The following is a 16,001-nucleotide window of genomic DNA, read 5'->3' as shown; positions in this document are numbered from 1 at the left end:
CAGGAGCCCCGAAAGGGGCTTTTTTAGTTTAAATACCTGTATCAAAAGGGCATTGATAGCCTTAGGTGTTTAAAAAAATAGAATTGCCTACTATATTAGCAGCACAATGGAGGAGGAAAAGAAAATAGCGGTTATTGGTGGGGGTAGTTGGGCTACGGCCTTGGTTAAGATCTTATGCAACAACCTAGATACTGTGGGTTGGTGGATGAGAAACCAAGAAGCGGTAGACTACATAAAGCAGTTTGGTCGCAACCCCAATTATTTATCATCAGTAAACTTCGATGTAGATAAGCTGGATATTTCTTCCGACTTCAACAAGTTTGGAGTGGATTACGATGTGCTAATTATAGCAACTCCGTCAGCCTTCTTATACAAGCTTTTCGAAAATGTAGATGTTCCACAACTGGCCCAAAAAACCATTTTCTCAGCAGTAAAGGGAATAATTCCTGAATATCACTCTATTCCAGCTCGATTTTTTCACAAGCAATTTGGAACTCCTTACGAGCAAATTGGAATCATATCGGGGCCATGTCATGCCGAAGAAGTAGCCCTAGAAAAGCTCAGTTATCTTACGGTTGCTTGTCAGACGGAAACTTACGCATCGGAATTAGCCGAAAAATTGAATTGTAGGTATATCAAGACCAATATTTCAGACGACCTTTTTGGAACGGAGTTCTCGGCGGTGCTAAAAAATGTCTACTCCATCGCTGCAGGAATTTGCCATGGCTTAAGGTATGGCGATAACTTTCAAGCGGTATTAATTTCAAACGCTATCCAAGAAATAGAGCGCTTTGTTGATGCCGTTTCCCCAGTGCATAGGGATGTAAAGTCTAGTGCCTATTTAGGGGATCTTTTGGTAACGGCCTATTCGCAATTTTCTAGAAACCGAACCTTTGGAACCATGATAGGTAGAGGGTATACCGTAAAAAGTGCCATGATGGAAATGAATATGGTGGCAGAAGGGTACTATGCGGTAAAAAGTGTGATGGAAATAAACAAACGCTTTCAGGTGGATTTACCCATTGTAGAGGCCGTACACAATATTATTTACGAGAAAATATCTCCTGTGGTGGAGATGAGAATCTTGGCAGATAAGCTTACCTAAATTCAAAAAACATGATTTCTAAACAATGGATTAATGCGGGTTTAATTGTTTCATCCATTGGTGTTTTGGCAGGGGCATACATTAATTTAACTCACCGAGAAAACTCGTGGGGCGTAATTTTGGTTTCCCTAGCTGTGGGTGAAATTTTTATAATCTTAAACTCCCGTCGGAAAGACCAGCGAATAAAGGAGTTGGAACAGGAGCTGGAAAACAAAAAAAATAAGTAGGCATTTAATTAAACTGACATGAAAAAGTTAGCATCAGTATTTATTGCCATCCTAGTTTTTGGATGCAATAACCCTCAAATAATTAAAACCGAAGCTCAAGAGTTTATCGACGCATACACAGAACAATACCTTAAATATTATGAGGAGAGTTCTAATGCAGAATGGGAGGCCAATACAGAAATTATTCCCGGCGATACAACCAATGATGTGATTGCCAGAAGGGCTTCTGAAGCAATGGCGAAGTATACCGGGTCTGTTGAGGTTATTACCAAAGCCAAAAACTATCTAAAGCACAAAGAAATATTAGATCCTATTCAGATAAAGCAATTGGAGGGAATATTGTATCGGGCAGCTAATAACCCCCAGACTGTCCCCGATATTGTTAAAAAAAGAATTGCAGCGGAAACCGAGCAAAATTCAAAACTTTTTGGGTATCAATTTATGCTTATGGGCGATAGCGTTAGCCCCAACAAGTTGGATAACCTTTTAGGTTCCAGTAATAACTTGGAAGAGCGTCTCGCGGCCTGGGAGGCTTCTAAAGAGGTAGGAAAGGAGCTAAAAGATGGATTGGAAAATCTACGCAAACTTCGCAACGCCACGGTACGCGATTTAGATTATCCAGATTATTTTTCTTATCAGGTGAGTGATTATAATTTGAGCACTGCTGATATGATGAGTACAATGGATCAACTCATCCAAGATGTGTGGCCTTTGTATCGTGAACTTCACACCTATGCAAGATATGAGCTTGCTAAAAAGTATGGAGTAAACGAGGTTCCCGATATGTTACCAGCTCACTGGTTACCCAATAGATGGGGTCAAGACTGGAGTGCCATGGTTGAGGTAGAGGGACTTGACCTAGACGCGGCTTTAAAGGATAAAAACCCAGAATGGATTGTTAAAACGGGGGAAGAATTTTATAAGTCCTTAGGGTTTCCTTCTCTTCCTAAATCATTCTACGAAAAAAGCAGCCTTTATCCATTCCCAGACGATTCTGTAGTTAAAAAGAACACTCATGCATCGGCGTGGCATATGGATTTACAAAATGATGTGCGCAGTTTAATGAGTGTAGAACCCAATGCATCCTGGTGGGAAACAGTACATCACGAGCTTGGCCATGTATATTATTTTATGGCTTACAGTAACGATAAGGTACCGCCATTGTTAAGAGAAGGGGCAAATCGTGCGTACCACGAAGCCGTTGGTAGTTTAATTGGATTGGCCAGTATGCAGGCTCCATACCTTAAGGGCAGGGGCCTAATTGATAAAAATGCCGAGGCAGATAAAATTGCCATTTTGCTAAAGGAGGCGTTAAACTATGTGGTGTTTATACCCTTTTCGGCTGGAACTATGTCCAATTTCGAGAAACAATTATATGCTGATGGTTTGCCTAAAAATGAATTTAATTCGGTATGGTGGAATTTGGTAAAAAAATACCAGGGAATTGTTCCTCCAAACGCCAGGGGAGAGGAGTATTGTGATGCAGCGACCAAAACGCATATTAACAATGATGCGGCGCAATACTATGATTACGCACTTTCATATGTTTTACTATTCCAAATGCACAACCATATTTCCACCAAAATTTTAAATCAGGATCCTACGGCAACGGATTATTTTGGAAGCAAGGAAACGGGTGAGTTTTTAAATGGAATATTGGAAAAGGGAGCCACTGAAGACTGGAATAAGGTGTTAAAAGAAAGCACGGGCGAGGAAATAAACGCAAAGGCTATGCTCAACTATTTCGCACCTCTAATGGAATGGCTTAAAAAGGAAAATCAAGGGCGCAATTATACGCTTCCTGAGAGCATATAGAAGAGGTATTCCCTAAACTAATTAAGAAGGTCGCTTTCCTATTGGGTAGGCGACCTTTTTTATTTCCAGCGTATTATTTTTCGTTTTTGAACCAATCGTAGATCACCTTCGCTCGGTTTTTAGGTAATTGTTTTTCAAGCTCTTCGAGAGATGCCTTTTTAATTCCCGATACCGAACCAAATTGATTGTATAATTTTTTTGCAGTTGCCAGTCCTATCCCAGGTATATCTGTAAGTTGGTTTTGTAAGGCAGCTTTACTTCGGCGGTTTCTGTGGTGGGTAATTCCAAACCTATGGGCCTCATTACGTAGGAACTGAATCACCTTTAAACTCTCTGATTTTTTATCTATGTACACGGGTATGGAATCCCCAGGGAAATAAATTTCCTCCAGCCTTTTGGCAATTCCTATTATGGCAATTTTACCTCGAAGCCCTAGCCGTTCTAACGCAGTTACTGCACTGGAAAGTTGGCCTTTTCCACCGTCAATTACTACCAGTTGAGGTAAATCCTCGCCTTCAGACAACAGTCTTGTATACCTCCTGTAGACCGCCTCCTCCATAGAGGCAAAATCGTTAGGCCCTTCTACCGATTTTATATTGAAATGTCTGTAGTCTCTTTTAGCGGGCTTAGCATTTTTAAATACCACACATGCCGCAACGGGGTTGGTTCCCTGCAGGTTAGAGTTGTCGAAACATTCTATATGCCTTGGTAACACCTTAAGACTTAAATCATCCTTTAACTGCTTTAAAATGCGCTCCGCATGCTTTTCTGGGTGGATGATTTTTTCCTGCTTATGCTTATCCATCATGTAGAACTTTGCGTTCTTTTGGCTCAACTCTAAAAGTTTCTTTTTATCTCCACGCTGGGGAATGGTGAAGCTGAGATTGGGGTCTTTAAAGTCAATTTCGAAGGGAACGACTATTTCTCGGCTTTGGGAGTTAAATTTTTCGCGTAGCTCAACAATTCCCAGCTCCAATAACTCTGCATCTGTTTCATCCAGACGTTTATTAATTTCTAGGGTAAAACTCTGCACAATGGCGCCACTCATTATTTTGAAAAAGTTAATGTAGCCCGTGTTTTTGTCACTTACAATAGAGAAAACGTCAATATTATTGATGGTTGGAGAAACCACTGTGCTTTTCGCTTGATATTTTTCAAGACGATCTAACTTTTCCTTCAAAGAGGCAGCAATTTCGAACTCTAATTTTTCTGCGTGCTTTTGAATACGGGTTTTAATATCCTTGGTAACCTGACTTAGGTTTCCTTTTGTCAAGGAAATTATCTCGGAGAGATTTTCGTTGTATTCCTCTTCCGATTGTTTGCCTTCACAAGGGCCAAAGCAGTTACCAATGTGATATTCCAGACAAACCCTAAACTTTCCCTTATCAATGTTTTCCTCGCTTAAATTGTAGTTGCAAGTGCGAACTTTAAAAATTTCTCTAATGATTTCTAAAACAGTTTTCATTGATCGCACCGAGGCGTAGGGACCGAAATATTGCGAGCCGTCCTTAATTGGGTTCCTGGTGGAGAAAACACGGGGAAACCTCTCGTTTTTAATGCAAATCCAGGGGTAGGACTTATCGTCCTTGAGCATTACATTATACTTGGGTTGGTACTTTTTTATCAGGTTGTTTTCCAGCAGTAATGCGTCCATTTCCGTATCAACCACTACTACCTGTACATCAACCGCTTGCTTTACAAGACGAACCACTTTTCCATACTGGTGTGTTTTGGAGAAGTAAGAGGAAACTCTTTTTTTTAGATTCTTGGCTTTACCAACGTAAATAATCTTGCCCTCCAGATTAAAGAACTGGTACACCCCAGGTTTGTGAGGAAGGGTTTTTATTTTCTCTTTGAGTAAAGCCATGAGGACAAAAATAACGTATGATTATTCTTAGGGATGGAAACAATAATCATATTTAAAGGTTTTTAGTTTCTATATTTTGCTCTAGTGGAAAGAAAAAAGATAATAGTAATTGGCGCGGGTTTTTCGGGCTTATCGGCAGCAAGCTTTCTGGCAAAAGCTGGTTATGATGTTGAGGTCTACGAGAAACATGCTCAGCTAGGAGGAAGAGCACGTAAAATGCAGTTAAACGGGTTCACCTTCGACATGGGCCCAAGTTGGTACTGGATGCCTGATGTTTTTGAGCATTTTTTCCGAGCATTTGGTAAAACTCCTGCCGATTTCTACAACCTAATCCGACTAGACCCTTCCTATCGAGTTTACTTCGAGGATCAAAGCTTTTGGGATATTCCAGCAGGTGCCGAGAAGCTAGGGAACTTATTAGATCAATATGAAAAAGGGGCATCCAAACAATTGAAACACTTTCTTGAAGACGCCCAAAAAAAATACCAAATCGGAATGTCAGACATGGTATACAAGCCAGGTCTATCGGTTATGGAATTTATAAGCTGGGAAGTGGTGAAAAACGGACTGAAAATGGACCTGTTTTCCTCCTTTTCCAAATTGGTTCGCAAATATTTTAGTCATCCCAAAATCATAGAGTTACTCGAATTTCCAGTTCTTTTTTTGGGGGCAAAACCAGAAAATACTCCAGCGCTATACAGTCTGATGAACTATGCAGATATAGCACTAGGAACTTGGTACCCAGAAGGTGGTATGCACAAAATTGTGGAAGCCATGGTTTCTGTTGCGGAAAGCCAGGGGGTGAAATTTATTACCGGAGCCAATGTCAAAGAAATAGTTGTTGAGGAAAATAGGGCGGTTGGAATAGCATTGGAAGGAGGCCTCGTTCACAAGGCAGATGCTGTGGTGGCTGCCGCTGATTACCACCACGTGGAGCAGAATTTGCTTCAACCAAAATTTAGAAATTATAACCAAGAATATTGGGAGAGTAGAACCATGGCGCCTTCGTCTTTATTGTTCTATGTCGGATTGGATAGAGAAATTCCAGACCTACAGCATCATAATCTGTTTTTCGATGCGCCGTTTAACCAGCATGCAAAGGAGATATATGATAATCCTGCATGGCCAGAAAATCCGCTGTTTTATTTATCTGCTACTTCCAAAACAGATAAGGCTGTAGCTCCTGAGGGGGGTGAAAATTTGTTTTTCTTAATACCCTTGGCACCCGGTCTTCAGGGTGACGATGAAACAATGCGTGAGGCCTATTTTAATATTTTGGTAAATCGCTTAGAAGCCCACACAGGGATTAACATTAAAGACCACGTAACTGCATTTAAGAGTTATGCGGTAAAGGACTTTAAGGAAGATTACAACGCCTTTAAAGGTAATGCATACGGATTGGCGAATACCCTAAAGCAAACCGCCATTCTAAAACCAAAAATGATTAATAAAAAACTGGATAACCTGTTCTATTGTGGGCAATTATCTGTGCCCGGTCCGGGGGTTCCTCCCTCCCTTATATCTGGGGAAATTATCGCGGGGATTGTCAACGAAAAGCTAAATGAATATGAAACAGCTCTACGATAAAGTATGCTTGCGTACCAGTAAGCTAACTACCAACATGTACAGTACAAGCTTTTCGCTTGGAATTAGATTTTTAGGAAAGGACATTAGAGATGCCATTTTCGCTGTATATGGGCTGGTTCGCTTTGCCGATGAAATCGTAGATACCTTTCACGATTACAACAAAGAAAGGCTGTTAGCAGATTTTAAAGCAGATACCTATCGAGCTATTGAAGATGGTATAAGTCTAAATCCTATTCTTAACAGTTTTCAGTTTGCTGTAAATAAATACGACATAGATAGAGACCTTATAGAAACGTTCTTTAACTCTATGGAGATGGATTTAGAGAAGCGAGATTATACACAAGATGAATACGAAACGTACATCCTTGGTTCGGCTGAGGTAGTGGGATTAATGTGCCTGCAAGTGTTTTTGGAGGGAGATAAAGAGCAATATGCCAAGCTTAAGGGCAACGCAATGTCTCTAGGATCGGCTTTTCAGAAAATTAATTTCCTTAGAGATTTGGGCGACGATTTTGAAATGCTTGGAAGAACCTATTTCCCTGGGTTGGATTTAAATAATCCATCGGAAACTTCGGTAAAAGATATTCTTGCGGACATAGAAAAGGACTTCAAGCATGGATACGAGGGCATTCTTAAGCTTCCCAAAAAAGCAAGATTTGGAGTTTATATGGCATACATATACTACTATCGACTTTTCAAGAAAATTAAAAGCACCCCGTTTAACAAGATTCTTGAGACTAGGATACGCATCCCAAATCAGCATAAGTATGCGTTATTCGTATCGTCTTATGTTAAACATCAATTAAATATTATTTAGCGTGAGTAAGGATTTTGTGGTGTTGGTAAATCTTCAAGATGAAGAGATTGGAGTAATGGAGAAAATGGAAGCCCATGAAAAGGGCATGTTGCATCGCGCTTTTTCTGTTTTCCTTTTTAACGATAAAGGAGAGATGCTACTGCAACAAAGAGCCGAACATAAGTACCATAGCGGTGGTCTTTGGACGAATACCTGTTGTTCTCATCCCAAACCAGGTGAAACACCTATTCAGGGAGCAAATCGACGGTTAATGGAGGAAATGGGCATACAAGCCGACCTAGAACACCAGTTTTCGTTTGCCTATAAAAGCGATTACGAAAATGGTTTAAGCGAACACGAGTTCGACCATGTATTTTTCGGAAGCTTTAATGAAGCTCCAATTTTAAATCCAGAAGAGGCAATGGATTGGAAATATATCGGGGTAGAGGATTTGGAAAAAGAGGTTGCGGAAAACCCCAAGGATTATACTTCTTGGTTTTTAATTTGTTTACCTCGTGTAATTGAGAATTACAAAGCCTTGCAGCACAATGGCTAATGCAATTTTTTGGCATAGAAGAGACTTAAGAATTGATGATAATGCGGGATTGTTTCAGGCCTTGACAGAATTCCAAGAGGTACAACCCATTTTTATTTTCGACAGCTGTATTCTGGAGGAACTTCCAAAATCTGATCGAAGAGTCTCGGTGATATACGATTTTATAGAAGACCTGAACAAAGCCTACCAAAAGGCTGGAGCATCTTTAAAAGTTTACCATGGGGATCCTGTGGAAGTTTTTCAAAATAAGGTGCTTAGCGAGTTCCCAGAGCTAAAAAAGGTTTTTACAAATGAAGATTACGAGCCTTACGCCAAGAACCGAGACGAAAAAATAGAGGCAATCTTAGCCGAGAATGGTATTGCTTTCCAAGCAGAAAAGGATCAAGTGATTTGGGCTAAAGACGACATATTAAAAAGCAGTGATAATAGGCCCTACACAGTTTTCACACCCTACTTTAGAAAATGGAAGGAAAGGCTTGAAAAGGATGGAGCCTACAGTTTTAATGTTTCGGATAGGTTAAACCACTTAGCGAAGGTCGAATATAAGTTGCCTAACATAGAGTCATTAGGCTTTAGTAATCAGGATGTACCCTTGCCCAACAAAGAGGTTAGTAGTGATATACTAAATCATTATGAGGAAATAAGGGACTATCCAGCCAAAGCCGGCACCAGTAGATTATCTGTGCATTTACGCTTTGGAACAATAAGTATTCGGAAACTGGTACAACAGGCGCAAGAAGAAGGTGCAGAAATCTTTTTAAGTGAATTGGCCTGGAGAGATTTTTATCAGCAAATTCTTCACCATTTTCCGCATGTGGTAAACGGAAGTTTTCGTCCGCAATACGACCAGATACCATGGTCAAATAATGAAGATTATTTTAAAGCCTGGTGTGAGGGTAAAACTGGCGTTCCGATAGTAGACGCAGGTATGCGAGAGCTAAACGAAACTGGATATATGCACAACAGAGTTAGAATGATAGTAGCAAGCTTCCTGACAAAAAACTTGCTCATAGATTGGCGATGGGGTGAGGCATACTTTGCAGAGAAATTATTAGACTTCGACCTTGCAGCAAATAATGGGGGATGGCAGTGGGCTGCCGGTTCGGGTACCGACGCAGCGCCCTATTTTAGAGTTTTCAATCCCCTAACCCAGGCAGAAAAGTTCGACCCAAGGGGTACTTACATTAGAAAATGGGTAAAAGACATGGGAAAGGATAGCTACCCGAAAAAACCCATTGTGGATATAAAAGAATCCAGAAAAAAGGCAATTGAAGTTTATAAAAAGGCTTTGAGTGGAGAATAATTAAGAAATTTGGAGTTATGTTGATGACAGCAATAGTTATAGCGACCTTTTTTTTCATGGAATTTATGGCCTGGTTTACCCATAAATTTGTGATGCATGGATTTTTGTGGATTTTACACAAAGATCACCATCAAACGGAGCCCGGCTTTTTCGAGAAAAACGATGCCTTCTTCTTAATCTTTGCTATTCCTTCAACAATCCTCATGTTTATTGGGGCTAACAACCAATGGGATTACAGGTTTTTTATTGGCTTGGGGATACTTTTCTATGGAATCTGCTATTTCTTAGTTCACGACATTTTTATACACCAAAGGTTTAAATGGTTGAGAAGGTCAAACCATCCCTATTTTAAGGCCATTAGAAAAGCGCACAAGGTGCATCACAAACATCTTGGAAAGGAAAAAGGTGAGTGTTTTGGAATGTTGATAGTGCCCTTTAAATATTACAAAGAGGCCAAAAAATCGCTATCTCAATAAAGGCGTGGGTAGTTACACTTATCTCCTTATAAATATTGCAACTATTAGTATCCCCCTCGTTGCATCCTTTTTTCCGGCATATCCGTTTGCCCGAAAGTGGATTACTTTCTTTAAAGCTTGTACCCCAGTTGCCATCATTTTTATCCTTTGGGATATCTATTTTACTAAGATCGGTGTATGGGGCTTCAATGACACGTATCTTTCGGGTTATTATTTGGCGAATCTGCCGATAGAAGAAATATTGTTTTTCTTTTGCATTCCATTTTCCTGCACGTTTACATATTTCGCTTTGGGTTATTTTAAACGGACCCATTTGCGTTCCAAGAAATGGAATGGCACAGGTCTGGTTTTGGGAATAGTTTGCCTAGCTATAGGTGTATTAACGTGGGATAGAATATACTCGGGAACAGCCTTTACAAGTGCGGGGCTTTTTTTGCTCGTACAATATGCGTATCGCTGGGATGGTTTTCCAAGGTTTCTATTGTCCTACGGGCTTTGCCTACTTCCGTTTTATCTTGTTAATGGCTTGCTTACTGGTGCATTCATTCAGGAACAGGTGGTTTGGTATAATGATTTTGAAAACTTAGGAATTCGAGTTTTTACCATTCCGTTAGACGACCATTTTTATTCTCTTAGCCTCCAGGGCTTTATAGTTTTTCTATTTGATCGCAATTCAGGAAAACAACAATAGACTAGAAAATTTCTAACCGGTAGTTAGTTTTTGTTTGGAGCCTTATTCTATTATACTAAATTTGATTTCAGGTAAAGTTAAGGTTTAACTTCAGGTAAAGGAAAGGTGAGAAAACATTAAGGTTTCTCACCTTTTTTTGTTTTTATATTTCTGTAGATCAGGTGTTTATGGGAAGGAAAAGGTTTGCGAATTAAAGGGAGCTTTGTTCTGCCATCCTTATTAATTAGCCAAATTTCTAATGAAATAGTATAATTGTTCGAGAAAAAAGCTGGTGTATTTTTACTAATGGCCGCATCAATGTTGATTTATTCTAAATCACCTCCCATTTTCCAAATTATATTTTCGCTTAGTGAACGGTTATGCTGGCGAATTGACTTTTTTGGCTACCAGCGCTGCGAATTGCCACAAGGTAAATACCCGAATTTACTCGTACTCCATTATCATCGGTTCCATCCCAGTAAAGGACAGCTTTACTTCCCAATAATCGGTTATTCGTTAATTGGGTTTTTCTGATGCCTTGCGCATTGTATATTTCAATGCTAACTAAATCTGATCCATTTTCGAGTTCAATGGCGACAATATCATCCATTCCATCACCATTGGGGGAAATAACCTCTGGAGTGATTTTAACCTGAATTCCAGAACTTTCAGCTAAATATTGAGAGTTTAAGCGTCCGGGTGTTCCAAAGTTATTTAGACTTCCAGCGGAAGTCCAGTTGTTTGGATTTTGTGCAATGTTGGGGTTGATCCTTTCCAAAGCAACGTTGCTTACATCCGATAGTCCTGAAAAATGCATGTCCGCATTATACTCTAGCCTATCTATTAGTTCGTTGTTAGTTAAAGAGTATAGCGAAATGGATCCCTCGCTATTATTCAGCTGTGGATGATTCCACGGCATTAAAAACGCAAGCGGATTGTAATTTGGGAAACAGGAAGCGTAGTCTTTTCCCCAATTGCTAATGATAAAAAATGAGTCGGGTTCTAGGTAAATGCTTTGCTCAGAAAGCGGAAGAAATTTTCCAGAACCGTTGAATTCTATTGCGATGCCGCTAAGGTCTACAGATAAATTGCCATTGTTGTACAACTCTATGTATTCAGGGCATTCGTCTTTGGTAGAATTGAATAGGACTTCATTAATAATCAATCCCTCTCCATCCGAGATATTTTCAATCACCTTATAAATGTGTAGCGGTTTATCATCCTCGCATGAAAATACGGTGATGTTTATGTTGGTCTCCACATTACCGGCTAGCTGGAGGTTTTCTGGGGATAGGCTGTTGATTACCAACCATGGTTGCTCTTCGTGAAAAATGACCTTATTTGGATTAATAGCTTTTGAAAAATGGAGTTGTATCCCTTCTTCGGTTCTTTCAATAAACTTAAGGGCCAGGTCCTTTTTGTTTTCTTTTATCAGTTGTTCCCTAAATTCTCCTGGGCTTCCCCCTCTGTAATTGGCGCTTGACATCCAGTTGGATTCCGCCTGAAGGCAGACCAGTTGGGATTGTCTCAATTCAAGACTTACTCCTCCTTCTACGGCATCAACAGTGCTATGCATTGAGGGTGAGTAGGAGAGTGCAAATAAGGTGTCGCCTATGTTATTGGATATATAGATCTCTTTGCCGCTGTTCGTTAAAAGGATGGGAGACCAGTTCATGGCTCGGGCAAATAACCCTTCCAACGGGGGTGGGTTTTGATTGGAATGCAGGACTAAAGTACTCCCAGGTTCCAGTAGCAGGTTCTCCCAAATTGTATCACCAAGAATTGCCGTTCCATAAAGGTTTATTGGAAATAAACTGGGATTTAGGAGCTCTAAATATTCGGTTTCTTCCAGATAAATGTTTGGGCTTGGATCGAACATTATTTCGCTAATAATAATCTCGCCACTGGATGGTGAGGGGGCCCAGAAGATGGACATTGTAGTGTCTAGCTTTTGCCCCATACAGTTTTCGAAACCAGCAATAATAATTTGGTCTTGCTCTCCAGCTGAATATGCCTTTTGCATTTGAAGTTCAATGCTTTTGGATAAAATCGTTACCTCTTTTACCTGCCTATTAAGTAGGTTAATGGTACCCGTGCTAAGGGTAGTGCTATCTACCTCAAAATTTAAGTGTATTCTAATCGAATTCGAAGTAACAACCACCTTTTCCACACGATTTTTAGGACCCATAAAATTGGGCTCGAAAATGGAGTTTTCCATACCCGGGGTTCCACCTACTTCGCTTTCTGAAAATCGGTAGTTATTGGAGCCAAGGCATTTTCCTCCAGGGTTTATGATTTCTAAACTCCACCCACCATTATTTTTCTCAACCGGTAGAAACCAATTAGCGTTATATGCAAGAGAATCCACCATATCCTGGTGGTGAATAATACTTACTACAGCACTTTGGTTGGGTAATTGAAAAGTGGAATTGGTTCTTACTGCGTTCGAAATGGAGTCCAGTGTTGTTTCCCCTGGAGGTATTAGAAGAAGGTATGTTTCTGGCGCAATCAGAAAATGGGGGAGGGGAATAACTTTCTCATTGAGATACAAAGTAAAGCTGTCGCTCGAAATGTATTGGTTCGATGTATTAAACAGCTCAATGTATTCGGTCTCTGGCAGACCAACTGATGGAGAGGGGTCTATCATTAATTCCGAGATGATTAGCTCCAGAGGCTTTGGTGAAAATCCAACCAGAAAATGAATGGGTAGGGAACTGGACAAGGATGAATTTCCCAACTTATCCGAAAAGGAGGGATAGGATAAAAGTTGGGTTGAATTATTGGCGAAGGAAGCAGTCCAGAATAAAAGGATGCTATCGGCCTCACCAACTATGGAGTCGGGTACCCTTCCTTCTACATTAAATTCGCTTTTATCGTAATCGTGAGAGACTTCTTCACTCAGGAAAAGGGCTATGCTATTTAACCCACGAGCTATTGCCGAGTCTACTTTTGGGGCTATCTGTTCCCTGAGGCCGGATAGACTTAAGTTATCGAACCAAAATTTATCAGATCGAGTTGAGGTGTAATTGGGCTCTAGGACAAAAAACCATGGTTGGAAATCGAGATTAAAATCAATAGTATCGTCCATTAACACCTCATTCAGAGCATTTCGTATGGTCATGGATAGGAGACCTCCAACAAGAGATATATCGATAGAAATATGGACTACACTGGAGTCTAGGATATCCGCCTTCGATTGCAATAGGGTCAAATGCTCCTCATTACTTTTAGTTTTCAACTTAATGTCATCGGCGCTAGAACCAATTTCCATATACAGTGTATTTATCATGGATTCGGGCTTATGATGATCTGCCAGAAGGTGCACCGTGCAGTTGTTGCTAGATGAGGGGTTAAAATCGAAACCAAAGACTCCATGAAACAGCAGGGAGTCTGAAACAGAACTAGATAGATATAGATTGGCTGTTGACCGTTCTGCTGGGGCATTTAAATACAAGCGTCCGTTTTGGACATTGAATTTTGTATTTTCGCCAGCCCAAGACGGGTTGGATGTAAAATTTCCATCACTAAAATCGTCGTAAAACTGAGCATTTACGGTGCTTAGCGAAAAAAGCGATAGAAAAATTAGTGGCAGGTAATTTTTCATGTTAGGAACGTTTCTTTATATAAGATATGAAAATAGCGGTAGTTGGAGCCACCGGAATGGTGGGATGTGAGATGGTTAAAGTTCTAGAGGAGTTTAAAATTCCTGTTACTGAGTTAATCCCAGTGGCATCGGAAAGCTCTTTTGGAAAAAAGGTAGAGTTTAAGGGTAAATCCTACTCAGTTATAGGAATAGAGCAAGCTCTTTCATTAAAGCCAGACATAGCCTTGTTTAGTGCTGGTGGAGCTTTGTCGCAGCAATGGGCGCCAAGATTTGCAGAAATGGGAGTTACGGTAATTGATAACTCTTCTGCTTGGAGAATGGACCCCAATGTTAAATTAGTGGTTCCAGAAATTAACGGATCAACGCTTACCAAAAGCGATAAAATTATTGCCAATCCAAACTGTTCAACTATTCAGCTGGTAATGGTATTAAGCCCAATTCACAGGGAATTTGGTGTAAATAGAGTTGTAATCTCTACCTACCAGTCGGTAACAGGTACAGGTGTAAAAGCCGTTCAGCAATTAGAAAGAGAAGAGCGCGGTGAAAAAGGGGACATGGTATATCCTTATGCAATTCACCGTAACTGTATTCCTCACTGCGATGTTTTTATGGAAAATGGATACACCAAAGAGGAAATGAAATTGGTGAACGAAACTGTAAAAATCCTTGGAGACGAACAGGTTAGGGTAACTGCAACAGCAGTTCGTGTGCCAGTTGTTGGAGGTCACTCCGAAAGCGTGAACATATCAGTTGACAAAGCCTTTGAAATTCCTGCAGTGCGCAAATTATTGGCGGAAACTAAAGGAGTTCAGGTACAGGATAATACTGAGGTAAACGCATATCCTACGCCAAATGCAGCTCAGGGTAAAAACGATGTGTTTGTAGGAAGAATAAGAAGAGACTTTACTACCGACAATACATTAAACCTTTGGATTGTAGCAGATAACCTTAGAAAAGGAGCGGCAACCAACGCAGTGCAAATTGCACAACATCTAATCGAGAATAAACTCGTTTAATTCGTAGTTAGATATTTTTTCTGAAATAATATTAGCATCCCGACGCCAACAGAGATAGCGGTGTCGGCGATGTTAAATATAGGTCTGAAGAATACCATGTAATCCCCACCTACAAAGGGAACCCAATTTGGCCAATGGCCTTCCACAATTGGGAAATAAAGCATATCAACAACCTTTCCCTGAAGAAATTTTCCATACCCCCCTGCTTCAGGGAGAAATTCGGCAACGTTGTAGGGCGATGATGCCGAGAATATTACACCATAAAATAGGCTGTCAATCAAATTTCCTAAGGCCCCTGCAAAAATTAGGGATATGGCTATAATAAAGCCTTTGCTTGGTAGTTTAATGGCCTTTTTAAATAGGTAATATCCAATAGCAATGATAGCGGCAAAGCGGAATAGCGTTAGGAGTACTTTTCCAATAGTACCCCCAAATGCCAATCCAAATGCCATTCCAGGATTTTCGATAAAATGGATGTAAAACCAATCACCAAATACAGAGATGCTCTCCCCGTAATGCATACTTAGTTTGATCCAGAATTTCGAAATCTGGTCAACAAGTAATACAGCTGAAATTATTATGATAGATAATCTCACCCCTAGTTACCCTGCATATTGTTTTTAGCATCTATGCTTAAGGTGGCGTGGGGCACCAATCTCAATCTTTCTTTACGGATTAATTTACCGGTAGCACGGCATATTCCGTACGTTTTGTTTTCAATTCTTATTAGTGCCGCGTTTAAGTTTTTAATAAACTTCTCTTGGCGAACTGCTAATTGAGCCATCTCTTCACGACTAAGGCTGTCCGAACCGTCTTCCATCATTTTAAAAGATGGAGAAGTGTCGTCGGTTCCATTATTATTGTTGGATAGCTGTTCCTTTAGAAGCTTTAGATCAATTTTAGCTTCTTCTAATTTTTTAAGGATTAGCTCCTTGAATTCTGATAACTCTTCGTCGGAATATCTTACTAATTCAGCCAT

At 40.2% G+C, this 16,001-nt stretch carries 14 protein-coding genes and 1 pseudogene; 11 read left to right on the top strand and 4 right to left on the bottom strand.

Features of this window, described 5'->3' with window-relative positions; translation table 11 throughout:
* Positions 1-106: 106 nt before the first annotated feature.
* The 3 genes from FRX97_RS01615 to FRX97_RS01610 are packed head-to-tail and all read left to right on the top strand — an operon-like array spanning position 107 to position 3,147.
* Positions 107-1,105 (top strand): NAD(P)H-dependent glycerol-3-phosphate dehydrogenase, encoded by a 999-nt coding sequence (locus tag FRX97_RS01615; protein ID WP_147012697.1) that lies wholly within the window; start codon positions 107-109, stop codon positions 1,103-1,105.
* An 11-nt stretch (positions 1,106-1,116) separates the two neighbouring features.
* Positions 1,117-1,332, top strand: a complete 216-nt coding sequence (locus FRX97_RS12240) for a hypothetical protein (protein ID WP_170226982.1) — start codon at positions 1,117-1,119, stop codon at positions 1,330-1,332.
* Between the two features lie 18 nt (positions 1,333-1,350).
* The gene (locus FRX97_RS01610; protein ID WP_147012695.1) at positions 1,351-3,147 is read left to right on the top strand and encodes a M2 family metallopeptidase; all 1,797 of its coding nucleotides are present in this window, start codon (positions 1,351-1,353) and stop codon (positions 3,145-3,147) included.
* A 73-nt stretch (positions 3,148-3,220) separates the two neighbouring features.
* On the opposite strand, the gene uvrC is transcribed toward FRX97_RS01610, so the two are convergent.
* Positions 3,221-5,014, bottom strand: a complete 1,794-nt coding sequence (gene uvrC, locus FRX97_RS01605; RefSeq protein WP_147012693.1) for an excinuclease ABC subunit UvrC — start codon at positions 5,012-5,014, stop codon at positions 3,221-3,223.
* An 84-nt stretch (positions 5,015-5,098) separates the two neighbouring features.
* On the opposite strand from uvrC, the gene FRX97_RS01600 reads away from it, so the two are divergent.
* The 7 genes and pseudogenes from FRX97_RS01600 to FRX97_RS12320 all read left to right on the top strand — a co-directional run bounded on the left by FRX97_RS01600 (position 5,099) and on the right by FRX97_RS12320 (position 10,423).
* Complete coding sequence (locus FRX97_RS01600; protein WP_147012691.1) at positions 5,099-6,601, top strand: phytoene desaturase family protein; 1,503 nt, start codon at positions 5,099-5,101, stop codon at positions 6,599-6,601.
* Positions 6,582-7,418 carry a phytoene/squalene synthase family protein gene (locus FRX97_RS01595; protein WP_147012689.1) on the top strand — a complete coding sequence of 279 codons (837 nt, stop codon included), beginning with the start codon at positions 6,582-6,584 and terminating at the stop codon, positions 7,416-7,418. The genes FRX97_RS01600 and FRX97_RS01595 overlap by 20 nt, the downstream gene beginning before the upstream one ends.
* Position 7,419: 1 nt before the next feature.
* Positions 7,420-7,953, top strand: coding sequence for an isopentenyl-diphosphate Delta-isomerase (gene idi, locus FRX97_RS01590; RefSeq protein ID WP_147012687.1), 534 nt, complete (start codon positions 7,420-7,422; stop codon positions 7,951-7,953).
* Positions 7,946-9,256, top strand: a complete 1,311-nt coding sequence (locus tag FRX97_RS01585; RefSeq protein ID WP_147012685.1) for a cryptochrome/photolyase family protein — start codon at positions 7,946-7,948, stop codon at positions 9,254-9,256. Before idi ends, FRX97_RS01585 begins: the two co-directional genes overlap by 8 nt.
* 17 nt (positions 9,257-9,273) lie before the next feature.
* Complete coding sequence (locus FRX97_RS01580) at positions 9,274-9,732, top strand: sterol desaturase family protein (RefSeq protein ID WP_147012683.1); 459 nt, start codon at positions 9,274-9,276, stop codon at positions 9,730-9,732.
* 4 nt (positions 9,733-9,736) lie between these two features.
* Positions 9,737-10,003, top strand: a pseudogene (locus FRX97_RS12465) (lycopene cyclase domain-containing protein); the annotation flags it as partial.
* Positions 10,004-10,045: 42 nt separating this feature from the next.
* The gene (locus FRX97_RS12320) at positions 10,046-10,423 is read left to right on the top strand and encodes a lycopene cyclase domain-containing protein (protein WP_223266542.1); all 378 of its coding nucleotides are present in this window, start codon (positions 10,046-10,048) and stop codon (positions 10,421-10,423) included.
* Positions 10,424-10,769: 346 nt separating this feature from the next.
* On the opposite strand, the gene FRX97_RS01570 is transcribed toward FRX97_RS12320, so the two are convergent.
* Positions 10,770-14,006 carry a lamin tail domain-containing protein gene (locus FRX97_RS01570; RefSeq protein ID WP_147012681.1) on the bottom strand — a complete coding sequence of 1,079 codons (3,237 nt, stop codon included), beginning with the start codon at positions 14,004-14,006 and terminating at the stop codon, positions 10,770-10,772.
* A gap of 26 nt (positions 14,007-14,032) precedes the next feature.
* On the opposite strand from FRX97_RS01570, the gene FRX97_RS01565 reads away from it, so the two are divergent.
* Positions 14,033-15,022 carry an aspartate-semialdehyde dehydrogenase gene (locus tag FRX97_RS01565; RefSeq protein WP_147012679.1) on the top strand — a complete coding sequence of 330 codons (990 nt, stop codon included), beginning with the start codon at positions 14,033-14,035 and terminating at the stop codon, positions 15,020-15,022.
* On the opposite strand, the gene FRX97_RS01560 is transcribed toward FRX97_RS01565, so the two are convergent.
* Positions 15,019-15,618, bottom strand: a complete 600-nt coding sequence (locus FRX97_RS01560; RefSeq protein WP_147012677.1) for a lipoprotein signal peptidase — start codon at positions 15,616-15,618, stop codon at positions 15,019-15,021. The two genes, FRX97_RS01565 and FRX97_RS01560, sit on opposite strands and share 4 nt — an antisense overlap.
* 2 nt (positions 15,619-15,620) lie before the next feature.
* Positions 15,621-16,001, bottom strand: coding sequence for a TraR/DksA family transcriptional regulator (locus FRX97_RS01555; RefSeq protein ID WP_147012675.1), 381 nt, complete (start codon positions 15,999-16,001; stop codon positions 15,621-15,623).

Origin of the sequence: Luteibaculum oceani, assembly GCF_007995015.1 — a bacterium.
In the GTDB taxonomy this organism is placed as follows: Bacteria; Bacteroidota; Bacteroidia; order Flavobacteriales_D; family Luteibaculaceae; genus Luteibaculum; species Luteibaculum oceani.
This window is presented reverse-complemented; position numbering and strand designations above follow the sequence as displayed.